19 protein-coding genes and 1 riboswitch are annotated in these 17244 nt (G+C 70.3%); of the genes, 15 read left to right on the top strand and 4 right to left on the bottom strand.

Going from position 1 to position 17244, the window contains the following annotated elements; all coding sequences use genetic code 11:
• Window positions 1-8 precede the first annotated feature (8 nt).
• On the bottom strand, window positions 9-881 hold the full coding sequence (locus ABD108_RS09435) for a hypothetical protein (RefSeq protein WP_343930125.1): 873 nt from the start codon (window positions 879-881) through the stop codon (window positions 9-11).
• Window positions 882-1045: 164 nt separating this feature from the next.
• Here ABD108_RS09435 and ABD108_RS09430 point away from each other — a divergent pair, with 164 nt between their 5' ends.
• On the top strand, window positions 1046-1519 hold the full coding sequence (locus ABD108_RS09430) for a GNAT family N-acetyltransferase (protein ID WP_305110468.1): 474 nt from the start codon (window positions 1046-1048) through the stop codon (window positions 1517-1519).
• Window positions 1520-1530: 11 nt separating this feature from the next.
• Here the strand turns inward: ABD108_RS09430 and ABD108_RS09425 are convergent, their stop codons facing one another.
• Complete coding sequence (locus ABD108_RS09425; protein ID WP_343930124.1) at window positions 1531-2529, bottom strand: EamA family transporter; 999 nt, start codon at window positions 2527-2529, stop codon at window positions 1531-1533.
• An 85-nt stretch (window positions 2530-2614) separates the two neighbouring features.
• Between ABD108_RS09425 and ABD108_RS09420 the strand changes: the two genes are divergently transcribed.
• Complete coding sequence (locus ABD108_RS09420) at window positions 2615-3184, top strand: CGNR zinc finger domain-containing protein (RefSeq protein WP_220658688.1); 570 nt, start codon at window positions 2615-2617, stop codon at window positions 3182-3184.
• A gap of 72 nt (window positions 3185-3256) precedes the next feature.
• Window positions 3257-4708 (top strand): NAD(P)/FAD-dependent oxidoreductase, encoded by a 1452-nt coding sequence (locus tag ABD108_RS09415; RefSeq protein ID WP_220658687.1) that lies wholly within the window; start codon window positions 3257-3259, stop codon window positions 4706-4708.
• Between the two features lie 60 nt (window positions 4709-4768).
• Here the strand turns inward: ABD108_RS09415 and ABD108_RS09410 are convergent, their stop codons facing one another.
• A complete protein-coding gene (locus ABD108_RS09410; RefSeq protein WP_220658686.1) occupies window positions 4769-5194 on the bottom strand; it encodes a PaaI family thioesterase in 426 nt (141 codons plus the stop codon).
• 97 nt (window positions 5195-5291) lie between these two features.
• Here ABD108_RS09410 and ABD108_RS09405 point away from each other — a divergent pair, with 97 nt between their 5' ends.
• The 12 genes from ABD108_RS09405 to ABD108_RS09350 all read left to right on the top strand — a co-directional run bounded on the left by ABD108_RS09405 (window position 5292) and on the right by ABD108_RS09350 (window position 16357).
• Window positions 5292-5522: a PspC domain-containing protein gene (locus ABD108_RS09405; protein ID WP_220658685.1), complete on the top strand. Its 231-nt coding sequence runs from the start codon at window positions 5292-5294 to the stop codon at window positions 5520-5522.
• 263 nt (window positions 5523-5785) lie between these two features.
• Window positions 5786-6175 carry a BlaI/MecI/CopY family transcriptional regulator gene (locus ABD108_RS09400; protein ID WP_220658684.1) on the top strand — a complete coding sequence of 130 codons (390 nt, stop codon included), beginning with the start codon at window positions 5786-5788 and terminating at the stop codon, window positions 6173-6175.
• Between the two features lie 20 nt (window positions 6176-6195).
• Complete coding sequence (locus ABD108_RS09395) at window positions 6196-7137, top strand: M56 family metallopeptidase (RefSeq protein ID WP_220658683.1); 942 nt, start codon at window positions 6196-6198, stop codon at window positions 7135-7137.
• Window positions 7138-7213: 76 nt separating this feature from the next.
• On the top strand, window positions 7214-7714 hold the full coding sequence (locus ABD108_RS09390; protein ID WP_343930123.1) for a TM2 domain-containing protein: 501 nt from the start codon (window positions 7214-7216) through the stop codon (window positions 7712-7714).
• 34 nt (window positions 7715-7748) lie between these two features.
• Window positions 7749-9188 carry a GMP reductase gene (gene guaB1, locus ABD108_RS09385; RefSeq protein WP_305110464.1) on the top strand — a complete coding sequence of 480 codons (1440 nt, stop codon included), beginning with the start codon at window positions 7749-7751 and terminating at the stop codon, window positions 9186-9188.
• A gap of 158 nt (window positions 9189-9346) precedes the next feature.
• Window positions 9347-10699 (top strand): hemolysin family protein, encoded by a 1353-nt coding sequence (locus ABD108_RS09380; protein WP_220658680.1) that lies wholly within the window; start codon window positions 9347-9349, stop codon window positions 10697-10699.
• Complete coding sequence (locus ABD108_RS09375; RefSeq protein ID WP_220658679.1) at window positions 10692-11765, top strand: hemolysin family protein; 1074 nt, start codon at window positions 10692-10694, stop codon at window positions 11763-11765. The genes ABD108_RS09380 and ABD108_RS09375 overlap by 8 nt, the downstream gene beginning before the upstream one ends.
• The gene (locus tag ABD108_RS09370) at window positions 11762-12664 is read left to right on the top strand and encodes a 3-methyladenine DNA glycosylase (protein ID WP_343930122.1); all 903 of its coding nucleotides are present in this window, start codon (window positions 11762-11764) and stop codon (window positions 12662-12664) included. Before ABD108_RS09375 ends, ABD108_RS09370 begins: the two co-directional genes overlap by 4 nt.
• A gap of 72 nt (window positions 12665-12736) precedes the next feature.
• Window positions 12737-13258 (top strand): M23 family metallopeptidase, encoded by a 522-nt coding sequence (locus ABD108_RS09365; RefSeq protein ID WP_220658677.1) that lies wholly within the window; start codon window positions 12737-12739, stop codon window positions 13256-13258.
• Window positions 13259-13330: 72 nt separating this feature from the next.
• Window positions 13331-13475: riboswitch (cobalamin riboswitch) on the top strand.
• Between the two features lie 34 nt (window positions 13476-13509).
• The gene (locus ABD108_RS09360; protein ID WP_462972193.1) at window positions 13510-14550 is read left to right on the top strand and encodes a FecCD family ABC transporter permease; all 1041 of its coding nucleotides are present in this window, start codon (window positions 13510-13512) and stop codon (window positions 14548-14550) included.
• Window positions 14550-15341, top strand: coding sequence for an ABC transporter ATP-binding protein (locus ABD108_RS09355; RefSeq protein WP_220658676.1), 792 nt, complete (start codon window positions 14550-14552; stop codon window positions 15339-15341). The genes ABD108_RS09360 and ABD108_RS09355 overlap by 1 nt, the downstream gene beginning before the upstream one ends.
• On the top strand, window positions 15338-16357 hold the full coding sequence (locus ABD108_RS09350; RefSeq protein ID WP_343930121.1) for an ABC transporter substrate-binding protein: 1020 nt from the start codon (window positions 15338-15340) through the stop codon (window positions 16355-16357). Before ABD108_RS09355 ends, ABD108_RS09350 begins: the two co-directional genes overlap by 4 nt.
• Before the next feature lie 22 nt (window positions 16358-16379).
• Here the strand turns inward: ABD108_RS09350 and ABD108_RS09345 are convergent, their stop codons facing one another.
• The gene (locus ABD108_RS09345; protein WP_343930120.1) at window positions 16380-17186 is read right to left on the bottom strand and encodes an LppX_LprAFG lipoprotein; all 807 of its coding nucleotides are present in this window, start codon (window positions 17184-17186) and stop codon (window positions 16380-16382) included.
• Between the last annotated feature and the right edge of the window lie 58 nt (window positions 17187-17244).

The raw sequence follows: 17244 nt of genomic DNA, 5'->3' as shown, positions 1-17244 counted from the left end.
CGTGCAGGTCAGGCCTTGGTGGAATCGATCCGCTCGATCACCTTGCGGGCGAAGGTGCTCACACCGTCGGCCACGCGCTCAAGATGCAGATCCGCCTGCACCACCTGGAGCTCGAGGATCACCGGAGTGTCGTCGGCCGACCGGATGAGGTCGACGCGCACGTACAGCGGCGGGTTGGCGGGATCGATCGGCTTGAGCGCCGCATCGGCAAGCGCCCGCTCCGCGGCGGTAGGCTCGGCGTCCACGATGACCTCGACCGGGCGGCCGTCGGTCGACTCGCTGGTCAGCTCGGCGGCCAGATCGCGGCCGAACGCGTGGCTGAACTCGCCACCCAGGTACACCAGGGAGATGCCCTCGGCGGAGCCGCTGTACGGCGAGACCATCACGGTGTTGCCGCCCGACTTGATCTCCTCCAGCTTCGCGCGGCTGGCCTCCGCATCGTCCGGGCCGTACCGGAAGGCCTCGTCGAGCCCGCCGCTGATCGACGCGCGCACGAGGTGCTCGACACCGAGGTAGTCGTGGTCCAGGGTGGCGTCGTGCACGGTGATGAACTCGGTCGGCACGATCGGCAGGCCCTCGGACTCGTAATCACGCAGGTAGCGCTTGTCGGCGTACCAGCGCACGAGCGGCTCCGGATTGAGCACCAGCGACTGCGCGGCGGCACGCCACGCCCAGCCGAGGAAGTCGTCGTACCGCTGCGCGTAATCCCAGACATCGGTGAGGACGACCGCGTCGAACTGCTCCCAGTCGATGGCGGAATCGGTCCACACCGCGGCCTCAGCGTCGTGGCCGGCTGCCCGCAGCGCGGCCTGGATCTCCTTGCCGCGCTCACCCAGGTCGGGCTGCGCGGCGGAAGTGGCAAGAGCGATTCGGTAGGTCACGCCGGACAGTATGGCAGCCGCCGCGGCCCGCGCGGCGCGACACCCGCCGGAAGTCCGGCGCACGCGGGCACCGTCGGGATACGCTTGCGGTCCGAAAACCCCCACCCCGCGAGGCGTGCGGTGTCCGCTGCGCCGCCGCGCCGATGAGGAAGGTTCCGAGCCACGTGAAGGGCCCGTTGGACGTGCACATCGAGACGCCTCGGCTGCACCTGTCCCCCGCCTCGGACGGCCGGTTCCACATCGTCGATCGCCACTCCCGGCACACCCTCGGCCGGATCGCGCTGCGCGCCTCCCGGCACAGCCGCGCTCGCGGCCTCGAACTGAGCTACGCGGTGGCCGCGACGCATCGTCGCCGGGGATTCTGCGGCGAGGCCGCGGAGGCACTGGTGGATCACGCCTTCACCCGCGGCCTCACCTCGCGTGTGTACGCCTCCACGGCGTGGTCCAACGTGGCCTCGCGCCGCGTACTGTCCGGCCTGGGCATGCAACAGCTCGACATCGCGATGCTGGACTGGGAGTCACTCGCCGGCGATGTGGACCCCGCGGAATCCGACCTCACGCCCTACGCCCGCGTCGAGTACGAGATGCTGCACTGGGACTGGCAGCAGCGCCGTCTCGACGCCCGGCTCACCTCCTGACCGGTGCCCCGTCAGGACAGCGGCACCGACGGGACCATCGCCGGATCGAGCGCGCCGGTCTCGGACGAGATCCGCCGCCGCTCCCCCTGCTTGACCACGATGATGCCGATCACGATGGCCACGGCACCCACGATCTGCAGGGGCGTGAGCGACTCGTCGAGCAGCAGCCAGGCCACGACGCCCGCACCGATCACCTCGGAGAAGCCGAGGAAGGACGCGATCGTCGGGCCCACCATGTTGATGGCGATGATGCCGGCGACGTACGCCAGGCCCGTCGCGATCGCGCCGATCACCACGGCGGGCACCCACCACGGGACGGTGCCGATGTTGCCGAGCACCACGGGAACAGTGGTCACCCGCACCGGGGTGAGACCGGCCAGCGCGGTGAGCGAGAGCGTGATCGCACCGACGAGCAGGCCACCCACGGCGAGCGCGAGCTGGTCGACCGTCTGCGCCTCGGTCCCCGCCTCGTCGGCGGTGGTGCCGTCCTCGGCCAGCAGGAAGTACGCGGCCAGACCGATCAGCGAGAGGATCGCCCAGGCCAGGCCCGTGGGGCTCACCGCAGCGCCGCCGGAGGCCGCGCACACCACCGCCACCAGGCCGACGACGGCGATCGCGGCGCCAATGGTGGTGCGCAGCGAGGGACGCCGGCCGAACCGGCCCCACAGGTACAGCAGCACCAACAGCGGCGCGGAGAACTCGATGAGCAGGGCCACCGTGACCGACATGTGGGCGATGGCGTTGAAATACGCCAGCTGGACGGCGACCACCGCGAGCAGCCCGTACGCCAGCACGGTGAACGGCGCGCGGCGCAGCGTGGCCAGGCGGTCACGACCGAAGACGAGCATCGGGATCAGCGTGACCAGCGCGGCGATCCACAGCCGCACCAGAACCACACCCGCCGGGCTCCAGCCCGCCTCGAGCAGAGGTTTGCCGAAGGGCCCCGACATGGCGAAGGCGAATCCTGAAATCAGTGCGACAGCAATGCCTCGACCGATACCGCTACCCATGGTGTCACCTCCGGAAAGTGCGATTCTGTAAGGAGTAAAATGAAGTACGCTGATGACGTTAGCCGAGGTACCTGTAAGGAGTCAAATGCAATTCGCGCATGACACGGAGCCGTCGCTGGTGATGGCGGCCGACCTCGCCAACTCGGCCTACGAGGGAGACGAGCGGCTGGCCACGGTCACGGCGCTGCGCGAGTACCTGCGCGAGCACGAGTTCACGGGCTGGAGCAGCGCCGACTCGGGCGATCTCGCCCCGATCCATGCACTGCGCGAGGACCTGGTCCGGGTGTGGGCCGCCCACGATCCTGCCGAGGTCGCGGGCATCGTCAACGATCTGCTCGCACAGTCGCCGCAGCAGCCGCGCCTCACCCGGCACGGCAGTTGGGACTGGCACCTGCACTTCACGCCCGACGACGCCCCCATCCCCGTGCGGATGCGCGCCGAATTCGCGATGGCGCTGGTCGACCTGGTGCGCAGCGGCAACGTCGACCGGCTCAAGACCTGCGCCGCCGACGACTGCGACCGGGTCCTGGTGGACCTGTCCCGTAACCGGTCGCGCCGATTCTGCAGCGAGGGGAACTGCGGCAATCGCACCCACGTGGCCGCCTACCGGGAACGCCAGGCATCCGGTTCGGGCGGGCGGCGCGACGAGCCGTAGCCGGAGGTCTACCGTAGGGGGTGCAAAGGCCGGGGAACCCGGCATCTCACCCCAGCGCAGGAGCGAGAAGTAATGAGCGACGGAGCGTACCGCCACAAGGTGGTCGTGATCGGTTCCGGTTTCGGCGGCCTGTTCGGCACCAAGGCCCTCAAGCGTGCCGACGTGGATGTCACGGTGATCGCGAAGACCCAGCACCACCTGTTCCAGCCGCTGCTCTACCAAGTGGCGACGGGCATCCTCTCGGAGGGCGAGATCGCGCCCGCGACCCGCGTGGTGCTGCGCAAGCAGAAGAACGCCGAGATCCTGCTCGGCGAGGTCACCGATATCGACCTCGAGAACCGCACCGTGACCAGCCACCTGCTGGAGCGGGTCACCGTGACCCCCTTCGACAGCCTCATCGTGGCCGCCGGTGCGAACCAGTCCTACTTCGGCAACGACCGCTTCGCCGAGTTCGCGCCCGGTATGAAGACGATCGACGACGCGCTGGAGCTGCGCGGCCGCATCCTCGGCGCCTTCGAGCAGGCCGAGCTGTCGCAGGATCACGAGGAGCGCGAGCGCCTGCTCACCTTCGTCGTGATCGGCGCCGGCCCCACCGGCGTGGAGTTGGCCGGACAGATCTCCGAGATGTCGGACAACACCCTCAAGGGCGCGTTCCGCAACATCGATCCGACCGAGGCCCGGGTCATCCTGCTCGACGCCGCGCCCGCGGTGCTGCCGCCGATGGGCGAGAAGCTGGGTAACGCCGCGGCGAACCGGCTCAAGAAGATGGGTGTGGAGATCCAGCTCAACGCGATGGTGGTGGACGTCGATGCCGACGGCCTCGTGGTCAAGGAGAAGGACGGCACCGAGCGGCGCATCGAGGCGCAGTGCAAGGTGTGGTCCGCCGGTGTCGCGGCGAGCTCGCTCGGCAAGATCATCGCCGACCAGTCCGGCGCCGAGGTCGATCGCGCCGGCCGCGTCAAGGTGCTGCCGGACCTCACGGTCCCCGGCAATCCGAACGTCTTCGTCGTCGGCGACATGATGGCGGTCGACGGTGTGCCGGGCATGGCCCAGGGCGCCATCCAGGGTTCGACCTACGCCGCGAAGGCGATCAAGGCGGGCCTGGCCGGTCAGAGCCCCGCGGACCGCAAGCCCTTCAAGTACTTCGACAAGGGCTCGATGGCCACGGTCTCCCGCGCCAGCGCGGTGGCCAAGGTGGGCAAGCTCGAGTTCAGCGGCTTCTTCGCCTGGCTCGGCTGGCTCGCGCTGCACCTGTGGTACATCGTGGGCTACCAGAACCGCGTGATCACGTTGACCTCGTGGGGCGTCACCTTCCTGACCAACAAGCGTGGCCAGATGACGATCACCGAGCAGCAGGTCTACGCCCGCACCGCGCTCGACGCGCTGCAGAACAGCGGGGCCAAGGTGATCCCGCCGGTGCACACCAGCTCGCCGGCCGCCCTGTCGGCACCGCACGCGGCCACGACCGCCGCGCAGCCGACCGCCGCGAAGGCCGAGCCGGAATCCGCCGAGAAGGCCGGCTGACCCGCCACCGAGCCCACCACGACGCGCCCGTCCTCGACGGGCGCGTCGTCGTTTCCGGGGTCAGGCCTCGATGTTCTGCAGCCGCACCTGGCCGCGGGCGTTGAGCTTGCCGTCCTCGCCGACGATCTCCACCAGCCACAGCTGCTGCCGGCGACCGCGGTGGATCGGCGTGCTGGTGATCGACAGGGTGCCGCTGGCGACGGCGCGCAGGAAGTCGGTGTTGTTGTTCACGCCGACCACGTGGCCGGTGCCGCCCAGCCAGACCACACCGGACACACTGGCCACGGACTCCACGATGGAGCAGTAGACACCGCCGTGGGTGATACCGAAGGGCTGGTGCAGCTCGGGACGCAGCGTCAGCGTGGCGGTCGCGCCGTCCGGGGTGAGTGCGGTGTACTCGAGCCCGAGGATCGAGTCGAAACCGGCCGTCCCGCGCTCCAGGATGGAGTCGATGACCTGCTGCTGTCCTGCGGTGGGTTGCGTCATGCACACACCCTAATCCTCGCTCCGCACAGCCGGTTTCCGGGTGTACATCGGGGTAGACCCCGATGCGGGGACCGCCGCGGACGGGCACTGTGGAGGCATGACGCAGAACCTGAACTTCGACCCCACCCCCTACACGGCCCCGCAGCCGCCCAAGCGCTTCGCGCGGGATGTGCAGAACAATTGGATCGGCGGCGTCTGCTCCGGCATCGCGCGCTACTTCGGCGTCCAGCCGGCATTGGTGCGCGTGCTGTTCGTGCTGTCCTGCCTGCTGCCCGGCCCGCAGTTCCTGGTGTACCTGGTGCTGTGGCTCGTGATGCCGAAGGGCTGACGTCGGATCGGGTGATGGGGCCCGGAAAAGAGTGATCGGCGGGCCCCACGCTCAGCCTTCGTGGGACCCGCCGTGGCACAGACCGGGCGGTAACAACTGCAGCCCTCAGTTCGCATCGCGGTCTGATGTGGATCACTCGTCGCTCTCGGCGACGTTCACTACTCTAGGGCAGCCTCCCCTAACTAAGCAAGCCCTAATCGATGTGGCGTGGATTACGACACGCCGTCGTAGCGATCCAGGCCATGGCGAGTAGAATCTGAGCAATGGCGGCATTGGGAGATCTTGAGCGCGCGGTCATGGATCACCTCTGGGCATCCACCGAACCGCAGACCGTGCGACAGGTGCACGAATCGCTCGCGGCCGACCGCGAACTCGCGTACACCACCGTGATGACGGTGCTGCAGCGCCTCGCGAAGAAGAAGCTCGTGAGCCAGATCCGCACCGATCGCGCACATCGCTACACGGCCACCTTCGGCCGCGAGCAACTCGTGGCCGACCTCATGTTCGACGCATTGGCCCAGGCCGACAGCTCGCGTGAGGCCGCGCTCGTGCACTTCGTGGAGCGGGTCGGGGCCGACGAGGCGGAGGCGCTGCGCCGCGCCCTGGCCAAGCTCGAGGCCGATCAGGCGACCGACGGTCGCACCCACTCCTGACGAGCCGATAGGCTCGGAGCATGGCAGCGGTCATCTTCGGCTTGCTGGCCCTGCTCCTGGCGGGGCCGGTGCCGCTGTGGCTCTCCAAGGCCTCGTGGCCGGTGCGCGCGCCGCGGGCGGCGCTCGTCCTGTGGCAGGCCATCGCCCTCGCCGCCGTCCTCTCCGCGTTCAGCGCCGGACTGGTGATCGCGAGCTGGCTCCTGGTGCCCGGTCCCGACGGCCGCCCCACCACCAACCCCATCGACGAGATCCGCCAACTCGGCATCGTGCCGTGGACGGTGGCGGTGATCGCCTTCGCGTTCACCCTGGTGATCGGCGCGCGCCTCATCACGTCCACGGTCCGGCTGGCGGTGCGCACCCGGCGACGTCGGGCCCGGCACCGCAACGTGGTCGACATCCTCAGCCAGGCGGTCGACGGTGACCATCCGGTGTCCGCCGCCGACCTGCGCGTCCTCGGCGTCGACGAGCCCCTCGCCTACTGCCTGCCCGGCCTGCGGCACCGGGTGGTGGTGAGCGAGGGAACGCTCAACCAGCTCAGCCACGATGAGCTCACCGCGGTGCTCGCGCACGAACGCGCGCACCTGCGCTCGCGGCACGATCTGGTGCTGGAGGCCTTCACCGCGGTGCACCACGCCTTCCCGCGCGGCGTGCGCTCCTCCGCCGCCCTCGATTCGGTGGAACTGCTGGTGGAGCTCCTCGCCGACGACAAGGCCGTCGCCGCGGCCGGGCCGCTCCCCCTCGCGAACGCACTGGTGACCTGCGCCAAGAGTCCGGCTCCGCGCGGCGCGCTGGCGGTGGGTTCGACCGGCACGGTGGTGCGGGTCGAGCGGCTGTCCGAGCCCGCGGCCGGACCGCTGTTCAACGTGGGGGTCTACATCGTCGCCGGGCTGATCCTGGTGGTTCCCACCGTGGCCGTCGCGGTGCCCTGGCTCACCGAGCTGTACCGCCTGTTCACGCACTGACCCGGCTTCCGCCGTATCGACGGAGGCGGGCTGTACCCTGATCTCACACTTTCCGGGGGGACGAGGGAGATCAGACGTGACCGATCCGTATTACAACCAGCAGCAGGGGCACCAGCAGGGATACGGGCAGCCCGTTCCGTACGGTCAGCAGCCTTACGGGCAGCCGCAGTTCGGCTACGTCCCGCAGGGGCAGCCGGGGATGTACCCGCCGGTGCCGCAGCCCGGGTATCCCGGCCAGTACCAGGCCTTCGGGCCGGGTGGCTACGGCGTGGATCCCGCCACGGGCCAGCCGCTCTCGGACAAGTCGAAGGTCGCGGCGGGTCTGCTGCAGCTGTTCCTGGGCGGTTTCGGCGCGGGCAACTGGTACCTGGGGCGCAATCGTGAGGCCACGATCCAGGTGTGCATCCTGGGCGCCGGCTTCCTGTCCCTGGTCCTCGGTGTCATTCCGTTCATCGGCCTGCTGTTCATGATGCTCGGCAGCCTGGCGCTGGTGGGTCTGCGCATCTGGACCCTGGTCGAGTCGATCATGATGTTCACCGGGTCGATCCGCGACGGCCAGGGCCGCGTCCTGCGCTGATCGCCGGGTACGGCGGGGCACCTAGACTGTCGGCGTGCAGTTCCTCTCCGATAGCCGCCCGCCGTACGACCTCACCTACGACGACGTCTTCCTCGTCCCGAACCGGTCGGATGTGACCTCCCGGTTCGACGTGGACCTGTCGTCGGTCGACGGGACGGGTACCACCATCCCGATCGTCGTGGCCAACATGACGGCGGTGGCCGGCCGCCGCATGGCGGAGACGGTGGCGCGGCGCGGCGGCATCGTCGTACTGCCGCAGGACCTTCCGTTGCAGGCCGCGGCGGAGACCATCGCCTACGTCAAGAGCCGCGATCTGGTGGCCGATACCCCGGTCACGCTCGGGCCCGACGATTCGGTGAGCGATGCGGTCGCGCTGCTCCCGAAGCGGGCGCACGGCGCCGTCGTGGTGCTCGACGATGCGGCGCGCCCCCTCGGTCTGGTCACCGGTGCGGCCTGCGAGGGCGTCGACCGGTTCGCGCGCCTGCGCGACGTGATGACCGATGCCTTCGTCACCGCACCGGCGGGCACCGATCCGCGTGAGGTCTTCGCGCTGCTCGAGGGCGCGCACACCGACCTCGCCGTCCTGGTCGAGCCCGACGGCCGGCTGCACGGCGTGCTCACCCGCACGGGCACCGTGCGCGCCGGGATCTACACGCCCGCCGTCGATGCGAACGGCGGCCTGCGGATCGCCGCCGCCGTCGGCATCAACGGCGATGTGGCCGCCAAGGCCCGGGCCCTCGCCGAGGCCGGCGCGGACGTGCTCGTGGTCGACACCGCGCACGGTCATCAAGCGAAGATGTTCGACGCGCTGGAGGCGGTCGCCGCGGCCGATCTCGGCCTGCCGCTCGCGGCGGGCAACGTGGTCTCCGCCGCAGGCGCCCGCGACCTGGTCAACGCCGGCGCCACCATCGTCAAGGTGGGTGTGGGACCGGGCGCGATGTGCACCACGCGGATGATGACCGGCGTGGGCCGCCCGCAGTTCAGCGCGGTCGAGGACTGCGCCGCCGCCGCACGCGAACTGGGCGCGCACGTCTGGGCCGACGGTGGCGTGCGGCACCCCCGCGATGTGGCGCTCGCCCTGGCCGCGGGCGCCTCCAACGTGATGGTCGGTTCCTGGTTCGCGGGCACCTACGAGTCGCCCGGCGACATGAAGTTCGCGACCGACGGCTCCGCCTACAAGGAGAGCTTCGGGATGGCCTCCAAGCGCGCGGTGGCCGCCCGCACCGCGGGTGAGGGCGCCTTCGACCGGGCCCGCAAATCCCTGTTCGAGGAGGGCATTTCGAGTTCGCGCATCCGGGTCGATCCGGAGGCGCCCAGCGTCGAGGATCTCCTCGATCGGATCACTTCCGGGGTGCGCAGTTCGTGCACCTACGCCGGCGCCCGCACCCTGCCCGAGCTGCACGAGCGGGCCACGCTCGGGGTGCAGAGCGCGGCGGGCTTCGCGGAGGGCCGCCCGCTCCCCGGCGGTTGGTGACGCGGACGGTTCGATCGCCTCGGTAGACTGCCGGAAGCTGATTCCTCGATGGATGGAAGGGACATGAAAGCCCGAAGACCCGGCAGGCGCCGCCGACGAGCCGCCACGCCGATGCCCGTGGGGCCCGGCTCCCCGCCGATGCGCTCGGTGAGGCGGCGATGTCTAGCACCCTGATCACGATCGTTGCGGTCATCGGCTTCCTCGCGCTCACGCTGGGTACCGCGCTGTTCGTGGCGGCGGAGTTCTCCCTCACCGCGCTCGAGAAGTCCACCATCGATGCGGATGTCCGCGACCGCGGCGACCGCCGTTCCAAACAGGTCCAGAGCGCGCACCGCACCCTGTCCTTCCAGCTCTCCGGCGCGCAGCTCGGTATCACCATCACCACGCTGGTCACGGGTTATCTGGCCGAGCCGGTGCTCTCGAAGTTCCTGCGCCCCGCGCTGGAGTGGACCGGGATGCCGCAGGTCTGGTCGTCGGCGCTCACGCTGATCCTGGCGCTGGTGATCGCCACCTCACTGTCGATGGTGCTGGGCGAGCTGGCTCCGAAGAACCTGGCCATCGCGCGCCCCCTGGCCACTGCCCGGCTCACCGCGGGCGCGCAGGCCGCCTTCTCCACCGTCTTCCGGTGGGCCATCACCTTCCTCAACTCGACCGCGAACAAGATGGTGCGCCGGCTCGGCATCGAGCCCGCCGAGGAGCTCAGTTCCGCGCGGTCGGCACAGGAGCTCAGTGCGCTGGTGCGCAATTCCGCGGCGCAGGGCGCGATCGACGAGACGACGGCCGAGTTGGTGGGCCGCTCCCTGGAATTCGGCGAGCTGACCGCCGAGGAACTGATGACGCCGCGCCAGCGGGTGCACTCGGTGGAGTTCGACGACACCGTCGCCGATCTGATGGCACTGTCCATCGAGTCCGGGCACTCCCGGTTCCCGGTGATCCGCGGCGATCTCGACGACACCGTCGGTTTCGTGCACGTCAAGCAGGCGCTCACGGTGCCCGCGGAGCGTCGGGCCCGCACCACGGTGGGATCGATCGCGACCGCTCCCCCGGTGGTGCCCGCCGCGCTCGACGGTGATGCGCTGATGGATCAGCTGCGCGCCAACGGCTTACAGATGGCGCTGGTGGTCGACGAGTACGGCGGCTCCGCCGGCGTGGTCACGGTCGAGGACCTGATCGAGGAGATCGTCGGCGATGTGCGCGACGAGCACGACGACAACGAGCCGGTGGACGTGCAGCGCACCGACACCGGGTACCTGTGCGCCGGGCTGCTCCGCATCGACGAGTTGGAGCGCGACACCGGATACCGGGCGCCGGAGGGCGACTACGACACCCTCGGCGGCCTGGTCATGTACCTGCTCGGGCGGATCCCGGAGGTGGGCGATCAGACCGCCCTGCCCACGCACCCGATGGACGACGACGATTACACCCCGGACCGCACCTGGACCGCGCGGGTGGCCCGGATGGACGGCCGCCGGGTGGACCTGGTCGAGCTGGTGGAGGTGACCGATGAATGACCTCCTGGCCGTGGGACTCACGGTGTTGCTGCTGGCCGCGAACGCCTTCTTCGTGGCCGCCGAGTTCGCCCTCATCGCCGCGCGCCGCGACCGGCTGGAGGCCCTGGTCGAACAGGGCCGCAGCAGCGCCCGCGCGGTGATCAAGGCGTCCGAGAACCTGTCCCTCATGCTGGCCGCGTGCCAGCTCGGCATCACGATCTGCTCGATCCTGCTGGGCAAGGTGGGCGAGCCCGCCATCGCGCACCTGTTGGAGAAGCCGATGGAGTGGGCGAACGTGCCGGAGGCACTGCTGCATCCGATCTCCTTCACCATCTCGCTCAGCCTCGTGGTGGTGCTGCACATCCTGCTCGGCGAGATGGTCCCGAAGAACATCGCGCTGGCCGGGCCCGAATCCGCGGCGATGCTGCTGGTGCCGCCGCTGGTGGCCTTCTCCCGGGTGATGAAGCCGGTGATCGCGCTCTACAACTGGCTCGCGACGCTGGTGCTGCGTGCCCTGGGCGTGGAGCCGCGCGACGAGCTGGAGAGCACCATCTCCGCCGGTGAGCTCAGCGAGCTGATCGCGGAATCGCACGACGAGGGCCTGATCGACGCGGAGGAGCAGGTGCGCCTGACCCGGGCGTTGCAGACCTCGCGCCGCACCGTGGCCGATGTGGCGATCCCGCTCGCGGAGATCCGGGGGCTGCAGGCGGTCGCCGGGCCCGACGGGACCTACGGGCCCACGCTGGGCGATATCGAGACCGCCGTGGCCGAGACCGGTTTCTCCCGCTACCCGGTGCGCAGCCGCGGCGGAGCCTTCACCGGGTACCTGCACGTCAAGGACGTGCTGCCGGACATCATGGACGCGGCCGTGGGCCCCGACACGGTGATCGGGGCGGGGCGCATCCGCCCGCTGCCGGTGGTCGACGGTGCGCTCTCCCTGGACCAGGCCACCTCGCACCTGCGGCGGCTCGGCGGGCACCTGGTGGCGGTCGCCGACGATCACGGTCGCACCATCGGCATCGTCGCTCTGGAGGACGTGGTCGAGGAGTTCGTGGGCACCGTGCGCGATGGGACGCATCGGGTGTGACTCGCCCCGTCCTCGCTCCCGTCGTGCTCAGCGACGCGCAGTGGCGCCCGCTCGCGGACGCCCACCGCGCACGGCTGACCCCGTTCGTCGACGCGCACCGGCGGCGCGCCGCCCGCGGTGAGAAGCACCCCGTCTGGGACTTCCTGTTCACCTACTACGGGCACCGTCCGGCGCACCTGCTGCGCTGGCATCCGGGGATCGGCGTGGAGCTCGACGGTCCGCGGGCGGCCGAGGAGTTCGGCGGACTCCGGGGCTACACCGTCTCCGGGAACCGGGTGGCGCAGGATCCGGCTGTGCTCGCCAAGCGCGCCGATACCGCGGCGTACGTGGCACGCCTGCTCGAGGCCACCGCCGCGCGGCGCCCCGTCTTCGGCTGCTTCGGGCTGCACGAGTGGGCGATGGTCTACCGCGAGGCGGACCAGGCCCGGCACCCCGTGCCGCTGCGACTGGGGCCGGAGGGCACCGACGAGGTGGTCCGGGCCGGGCAGCTGACCTGCACCCACTACGACGCGTTCCGGTTCTTCACGCCGGAGGCCGCGCCCCGGAACGCGACCGAACTCACCCGCGAGAAGCAGGTCGGCTCCGAACAACCCGGCTGCCTGCACGCGGGCATGGATCTCTACAAGTGGGCGTTCAAACTGGCGCCCGGTGTGCCGTCCGATCTGGTGGCGGACGCCTTCGACCTGGCCCGGGACGCCCGGGAGCTGGACATGCGGGCGAGCCCGTACGACCTGGCCGCGCACGGCTTCGAGCCCATCGCGATCGAGACGCCCGAAGGCCGCCGCGAGTACGTGCGCCGGCAGGCCGAGTTGGCGCAGCGTGCGGCCCCGATCCGTGATCGCCTCCTCGCCGTGGTGCGGGGCTGGCCCCGCGATGACCCGGCGACGACTCCCGAGTGATGTCATACTCGCGCTGACCGTGAGCGTTGCTCACGGTCGTCGCCCGCTCATGAACTTTCAGGGAGAAGAGTCATGACAGATCGCCACGAATCCTCCGTCCTGCTCAGTCGACGACAGTTGCTCATCGGGAGCGCGGTCGCCGCCGGGCTCGCCTCCGCCGGCGCCGCCCTCGCCCCGGCGGCGAACGCCGCGACCTACGTGCGGCCCATCCGCGATGCGAGCGCGCATCCGATCACGGCCCAGTGGCGGCAGCCCGGATCCTGGGAGGCCGGCTACCACACGGGTGTCGACATCGGCTGCCCCATCGGCACTCCGGTGTACGCCACCATCGGCGGCGATGTCCGCACGGGCCGGGCGAACTGGGGTGCCGCGTACGGCACGATGATCCTGATCAACGACAACGCCGACGGCTCGGACTGGGGCTACTGCCACCTGTCCCGGCGGGTCGTGAGCGACGGCCAGCGGGTCGCGACCAACCAGTTGATCGGCTACTCGGGCGATACGGGCAACACCCGGGGCCCGCACCTGCATCTGGAACGTCGCCCGCGCTACGGCGGCTACGGATCGGACCTGAATCCCAACCTCTGGCCGTGATCGCGGCGGTGGCCCTCCGTCGACCCGGATCGTCGGCGGAGCCCACCGCGCGCCCCGGTGGGGACCCCACCTAGACTCGCCCGCAGCGATGGTCCGCGCGCGTGAGCGCACGGCGCAAGAGGGAACCCGGTGCGATTCCGGGGCTGCCCCGCAACGGTGAGAGTCCCGTCGGCGACGACGACTCCAGCCCGATACCTGCCACCGCGACCGCCCGACCGGGTGGTCACTCACGACCCGAGGGGAGTCGCGGAGTGCGGGTGGTTCCGTCGCGCCGTATCGCAGTGCTGCTGGCGCTGTTGGTGATCGCGTTGCTCTGCGCGATGTGGCTGGGTGTGGTCCTGGGGACGGTGCGGATTCCCTGGCAGGACGCCACGCGCTACCTCTGGGCCTTCGTCTCGGGCGGCACCATCCCCGCCGATCAGGCGACCTCGTATCGGATCGTGGCCGATTCCCGGATCCCGCGGGTGCTGAGCGCGGCGATCGTGGGCGCGGGCCTGAGCGCGATCGGCGTTGCCGTGCAGGCGATGGTGCGCAATGCGCTCGCCGATCCGTACGTGCTCGGGATCTCGTCCGGCGCGTCGGTGGGCGCGACCTCGGTGGCCCTGTTCGGCGTGCTCGGCACGCTGGGCCTGTACGCGCTGCCGACCGCGGCCTTCCTGGGGGCGCTCGGCGCCACCGCACTGGTGTACGCCATCGCCTACCGCGACGGCGGGCTCTCCCCGCTGCGGCTGGTGCTCACGGGCACGGCGCTGGCCTACGGCTTCTCGGCGGTCACCACCGTGCTGGTCTTCCTCGCGCCCCGCGGCGATGCGGCACGCACCGTGATGTTCTGGCTGTTCGGCAGCCTGTCGTCGGCCACCTGGCGCACCACCGCGCTGGTGGCGGTCGCGGTGGCCGTGGGCCTGGTGATCCTGCGCGGCAACGCCCGCCGGCTGAACGCACTGGCGTTGGGCGACGAGGTGGCCATCTCCATGGGTGTCTCCGCCTCCGGCTTCCGGACCGCGCTGTTCGTGCTCACCGCGGCGATGACGGGGATCATCGTCTCCGTCTGCGGCGCCATCGGATTCGTCGGTCTGGTGGTGCCGCACGTGGCGCGCCTGCTGGTGGGCGCCGATCACCGCCGGGTGCTGCTCGTGGCGCCCGCACTGGGGGCGTTGTTCCTGGTGCTCGCCGATATCGCAGCGCGTACGGTGGTGCCGCCGCAGGAACTGCCGCTGGGTGCGATCACGGCGGCGGTGGGCGTGCCCCTGTTCATCGCGCTGATGCGGCGCCGCACGGTCGGGGGCGCGTAGTGCGGGTGGAGTATTCGGGGGTCGACGTGGCGATCGGCGGCGCGCGGATCGTGGCCGGGGTGAGCCTGGCCGCCGCGGCGGGCGAGTTCATCGGTGTCGTCGGGCCCAACGGCAGTGGTAAGTCGACGCTGCTGCGCTGCGTCTACCGGGTGCTGAAACCGCACGCGGGAACGGTGACGGTGGACGGGGCGGACGTGACCGCGGTGAGCCTGGCCGAGAACGCCCGGCAGGTGGCCGCGGTGATGCAGCACGCTCCCTTCGACATCGGCTTCACCGGCCGGGAGATCGTGGACACCGGGCGACTGCCGCACCGGCGCCGGGGCCTGTCCTCGGCCGTGCACGACGCCGCGGTCGACCGGGCGCTGGCGACGGCGGGCGCGGAACCCTTCGCGCACCGGCAGTTCGGCACGCTCTCCGGTGGGGAGGCGCAGCGGGTGTTGATCGCCCGCGCATTCGCGCAGGAGCCGAAGGTCCTGGTCCTCGACGAGCCCACCAATCACCTCGACGTGCGGCACCAGTTCGCGGTGCTCAGCGCCGCACGCGATCTCGGCGTCACTGTGATCGCCGTGCTGCACGATCTGAATCTGGCCGCCCAGTACTGCGATCGGCTCTACGTCCTCACCGATGGCGCGCTGGCGTGCTCCGGGACCCCCGCGGAGATCATCACGCCCGCCACCATCGAGCAACATTTCGGCATCGGGGCGCACGTGGTGTCCCACCCCCGCCTGCGGGTGCCGCAGGTGATCTTCGACGAGCTCTCCCCTCCCCCGACGAACAGGAACGATTCATGAACCGTCTGCCCCGGCGCCCCGCCGCCGCGATCCTCGCCGCGTCCACCCTGCTGGCCGGCTGCGGCGCGAAGGTCGAGGAGGCGGCGCCGTCGCCGAGCTCCGGGCGCGCCGCGACGGTCACCAACTGCGGTGCGCCGCTGACGGTGCCGGGCATCCCGAGCCGGGTGGTGGTCAACGACACGGGAAACGCCGAGATCCTGTTCGCGCTCGGCCTGACCGACCGACTGGCGGGGTACACCACCTACGACGGCAAGCACGTGGATTACCAGACCTCGCCGTGGAAGGCCGATTTCGATAGGGCGCCGAACCTCGGGACGGCCTTCACGCGGGAGGTGATCCAGGCCGCGAACCCCGATTTCGTGTTCGGCGGGTGGAGCTACGGATTCCAGGAGACCACCGGGGTGACGCCGGACTGGATCCGGCAGATCGGCGCGGTTCCGTACCAGCTCTCCGAGGCGTGCCGGCAGCCCGGGACCAAGCAGCGCGGCGTGATGCCGCCGCTGGACGCCCTGTACACGGACCTGGAGAACCTGAGCACCCTGTTCGGTGTGCCGGACCGCGGCCGGCAGCTGGTGGAGCAGTACCGGGCGCGGATCGCCGCGGTGCGCGCCCAGGCGCCGAAGGACGATGCGCGCAAGGCCCGGGTCTTCCTGTTCGACAGCGCCTCGCCCGATCCGTTCACGTCGGGCCGCACCGGCACCCCGCAGGCCATCATCGAATCCGCGGGCGCCACGAATGTCTTCGCCGATATCAACGACTCGTGGACCACGAGCTCCTGGGAGGCTGCGGCGCAACGTGATCCGCAGGTGATCGTGATCGTGGACTACGGCGTGGGACCCGAGAACACGCCGGAGGCGAAGATCGCCCAGCTCCGCTCGCAGCCGCTGATGGCCAACACCACGGCGGTACGGGAGGGCAACATCCTCACCCTCCCGTACGCCGCGCTGGTCGAGGGGCCGCGTACGCCGGACAGCGTGGAGACCCTCGCGAAGTTCCTGCGGTCGAAGGGCTTCTGACGCCCGTCCGGCCGCGCCCCGGCTACATCGCCGGCTTGGTGACCTCGACCTTCTTGCCGAAATCGGTGAGGTTCAGGTCGATGTCGCCGTCCTTGAGGTTCACCTGGAACTTGGTGACGTTCGGCTTGGGCTGCGGGTTCGCAGCCGCATCGTCGACGATCCACAGGGTGATCGGCAGCGTTGTGTTGCCGCCCTTGGCCGCGACCTCGGTGATCTGCGGCAGGATCGGGTCCAGGACCTTCGGATCGACGGTGCCGGTGACCTTGACGGCCTTGAGACCGTTGACCGTCTCCCGGGATTCGACCTTGGGGTTCTGGACCGATTCGACGACCTTGCCGAGACCCTTGTCGAGGTCGAGGATCACGGCGGGGTCGTAGACGCCCTTCTCGCCGGTCTTGCCCATGTCCTGGAACTTCGGGCCGCCCAGGTTGGCGTACAGGGTGCCGTCGATCACCACGAACTTGGTCTGCACGTAGTTCTCCTGGATGCGCACGTTGGCATCGCCCTGGGCCGCCACCTTCTTGGTGTCCTTGTCCGAGGTGATGTCGCCGTTGACGCTGGACACGGGCAGGCCCTGGATGGCCTTGGCCACGGTGAGCACCAGGTGTTCGGAGTAGGTCTCCCGGGTGGCCTTGGCGGCCTCGGAGACGATGTCCGCCTTGGGCAGTCCGTTCGCATCGAGCGGCTTGGACGAGCCCGCCGCGGCCGATGTCCCGGCCGTGGTGGTCCCCCCGGCCCCCGACTCGGTCTTCTTATCGGCGCAGCCGGTGATCGCGAGCGCACCGACCGCGAACAATGCGATCACCGCGCGAGACGCTTTCAGGCTCATGAGCCCCCCTTTGTGTGTGAAGTGCGGGTATCGGTGGTCGTTACCCCGGGATAGCGGG

This window comes from Tsukamurella strandjordii, assembly GCF_039525985.1.
Classification (GTDB): domain Bacteria; phylum Actinomycetota; class Actinomycetes; order Mycobacteriales; family Mycobacteriaceae; genus Tsukamurella; species Tsukamurella strandjordii.
Note: the sequence above shows the minus strand (reverse complement) of the source record. Positions and strands in the feature narration are given on the sequence as shown.

Bases quoted from the DNA above. Each gene is read 5' to 3' on its own strand.
- ABD108_RS09405 (WP_220658685.1), top strand. From the start codon at position 5,292: ATGACGCAGAACCTGAACTTCGACCCCACCCCCTACACGGCCCCGCAG.
- ABD108_RS09415 (WP_220658687.1), top strand. From the start codon at position 3,257: ATGAGCGACGGAGCGTACCGCCACAAGGTGGTCGTGATCGGTTCCGGT.
- ABD108_RS09395 (WP_220658683.1), top strand. From the start codon at position 6,196: ATGGCAGCGGTCATCTTCGGCTTGCTGGCCCTGCTCCTGGCGGGGCCG.
- ABD108_RS09420 (WP_220658688.1), top strand. From the start codon at position 2,615: ATGCAATTCGCGCATGACACGGAGCCGTCGCTGGTGATGGCGGCCGAC.
- ABD108_RS09400 (WP_220658684.1), top strand. From the start codon at position 5,786: ATGGCGGCATTGGGAGATCTTGAGCGCGCGGTCATGGATCACCTCTGG.
- ABD108_RS09365 (WP_220658677.1), top strand. From the start codon at position 12,737: ATGACAGATCGCCACGAATCCTCCGTCCTGCTCAGTCGACGACAGTTG.
- ABD108_RS09375 (WP_220658679.1), top strand. From the start codon at position 10,692: ATGAATGACCTCCTGGCCGTGGGACTCACGGTGTTGCTGCTGGCCGCG.
- ABD108_RS09410 (WP_220658686.1), bottom strand. From the start codon at position 5,194: ATGACGCAACCCACCGCAGGACAGCAGCAGGTCATCGACTCCATCCTG.
- ABD108_RS09425 (WP_343930124.1), bottom strand. From the start codon at position 2,529: ATGGGTAGCGGTATCGGTCGAGGCATTGCTGTCGCACTGATTTCAGGA.
- ABD108_RS09345 (WP_343930120.1), bottom strand. From the start codon at position 17,186: ATGAGCCTGAAAGCGTCTCGCGCGGTGATCGCATTGTTCGCGGTCGGT.
- ABD108_RS09350 (WP_343930121.1), top strand. From the start codon at position 15,338: ATGAACCGTCTGCCCCGGCGCCCCGCCGCCGCGATCCTCGCCGCGTCC.
- ABD108_RS09380 (WP_220658680.1), top strand. From the start codon at position 9,347: ATGTCTAGCACCCTGATCACGATCGTTGCGGTCATCGGCTTCCTCGCG.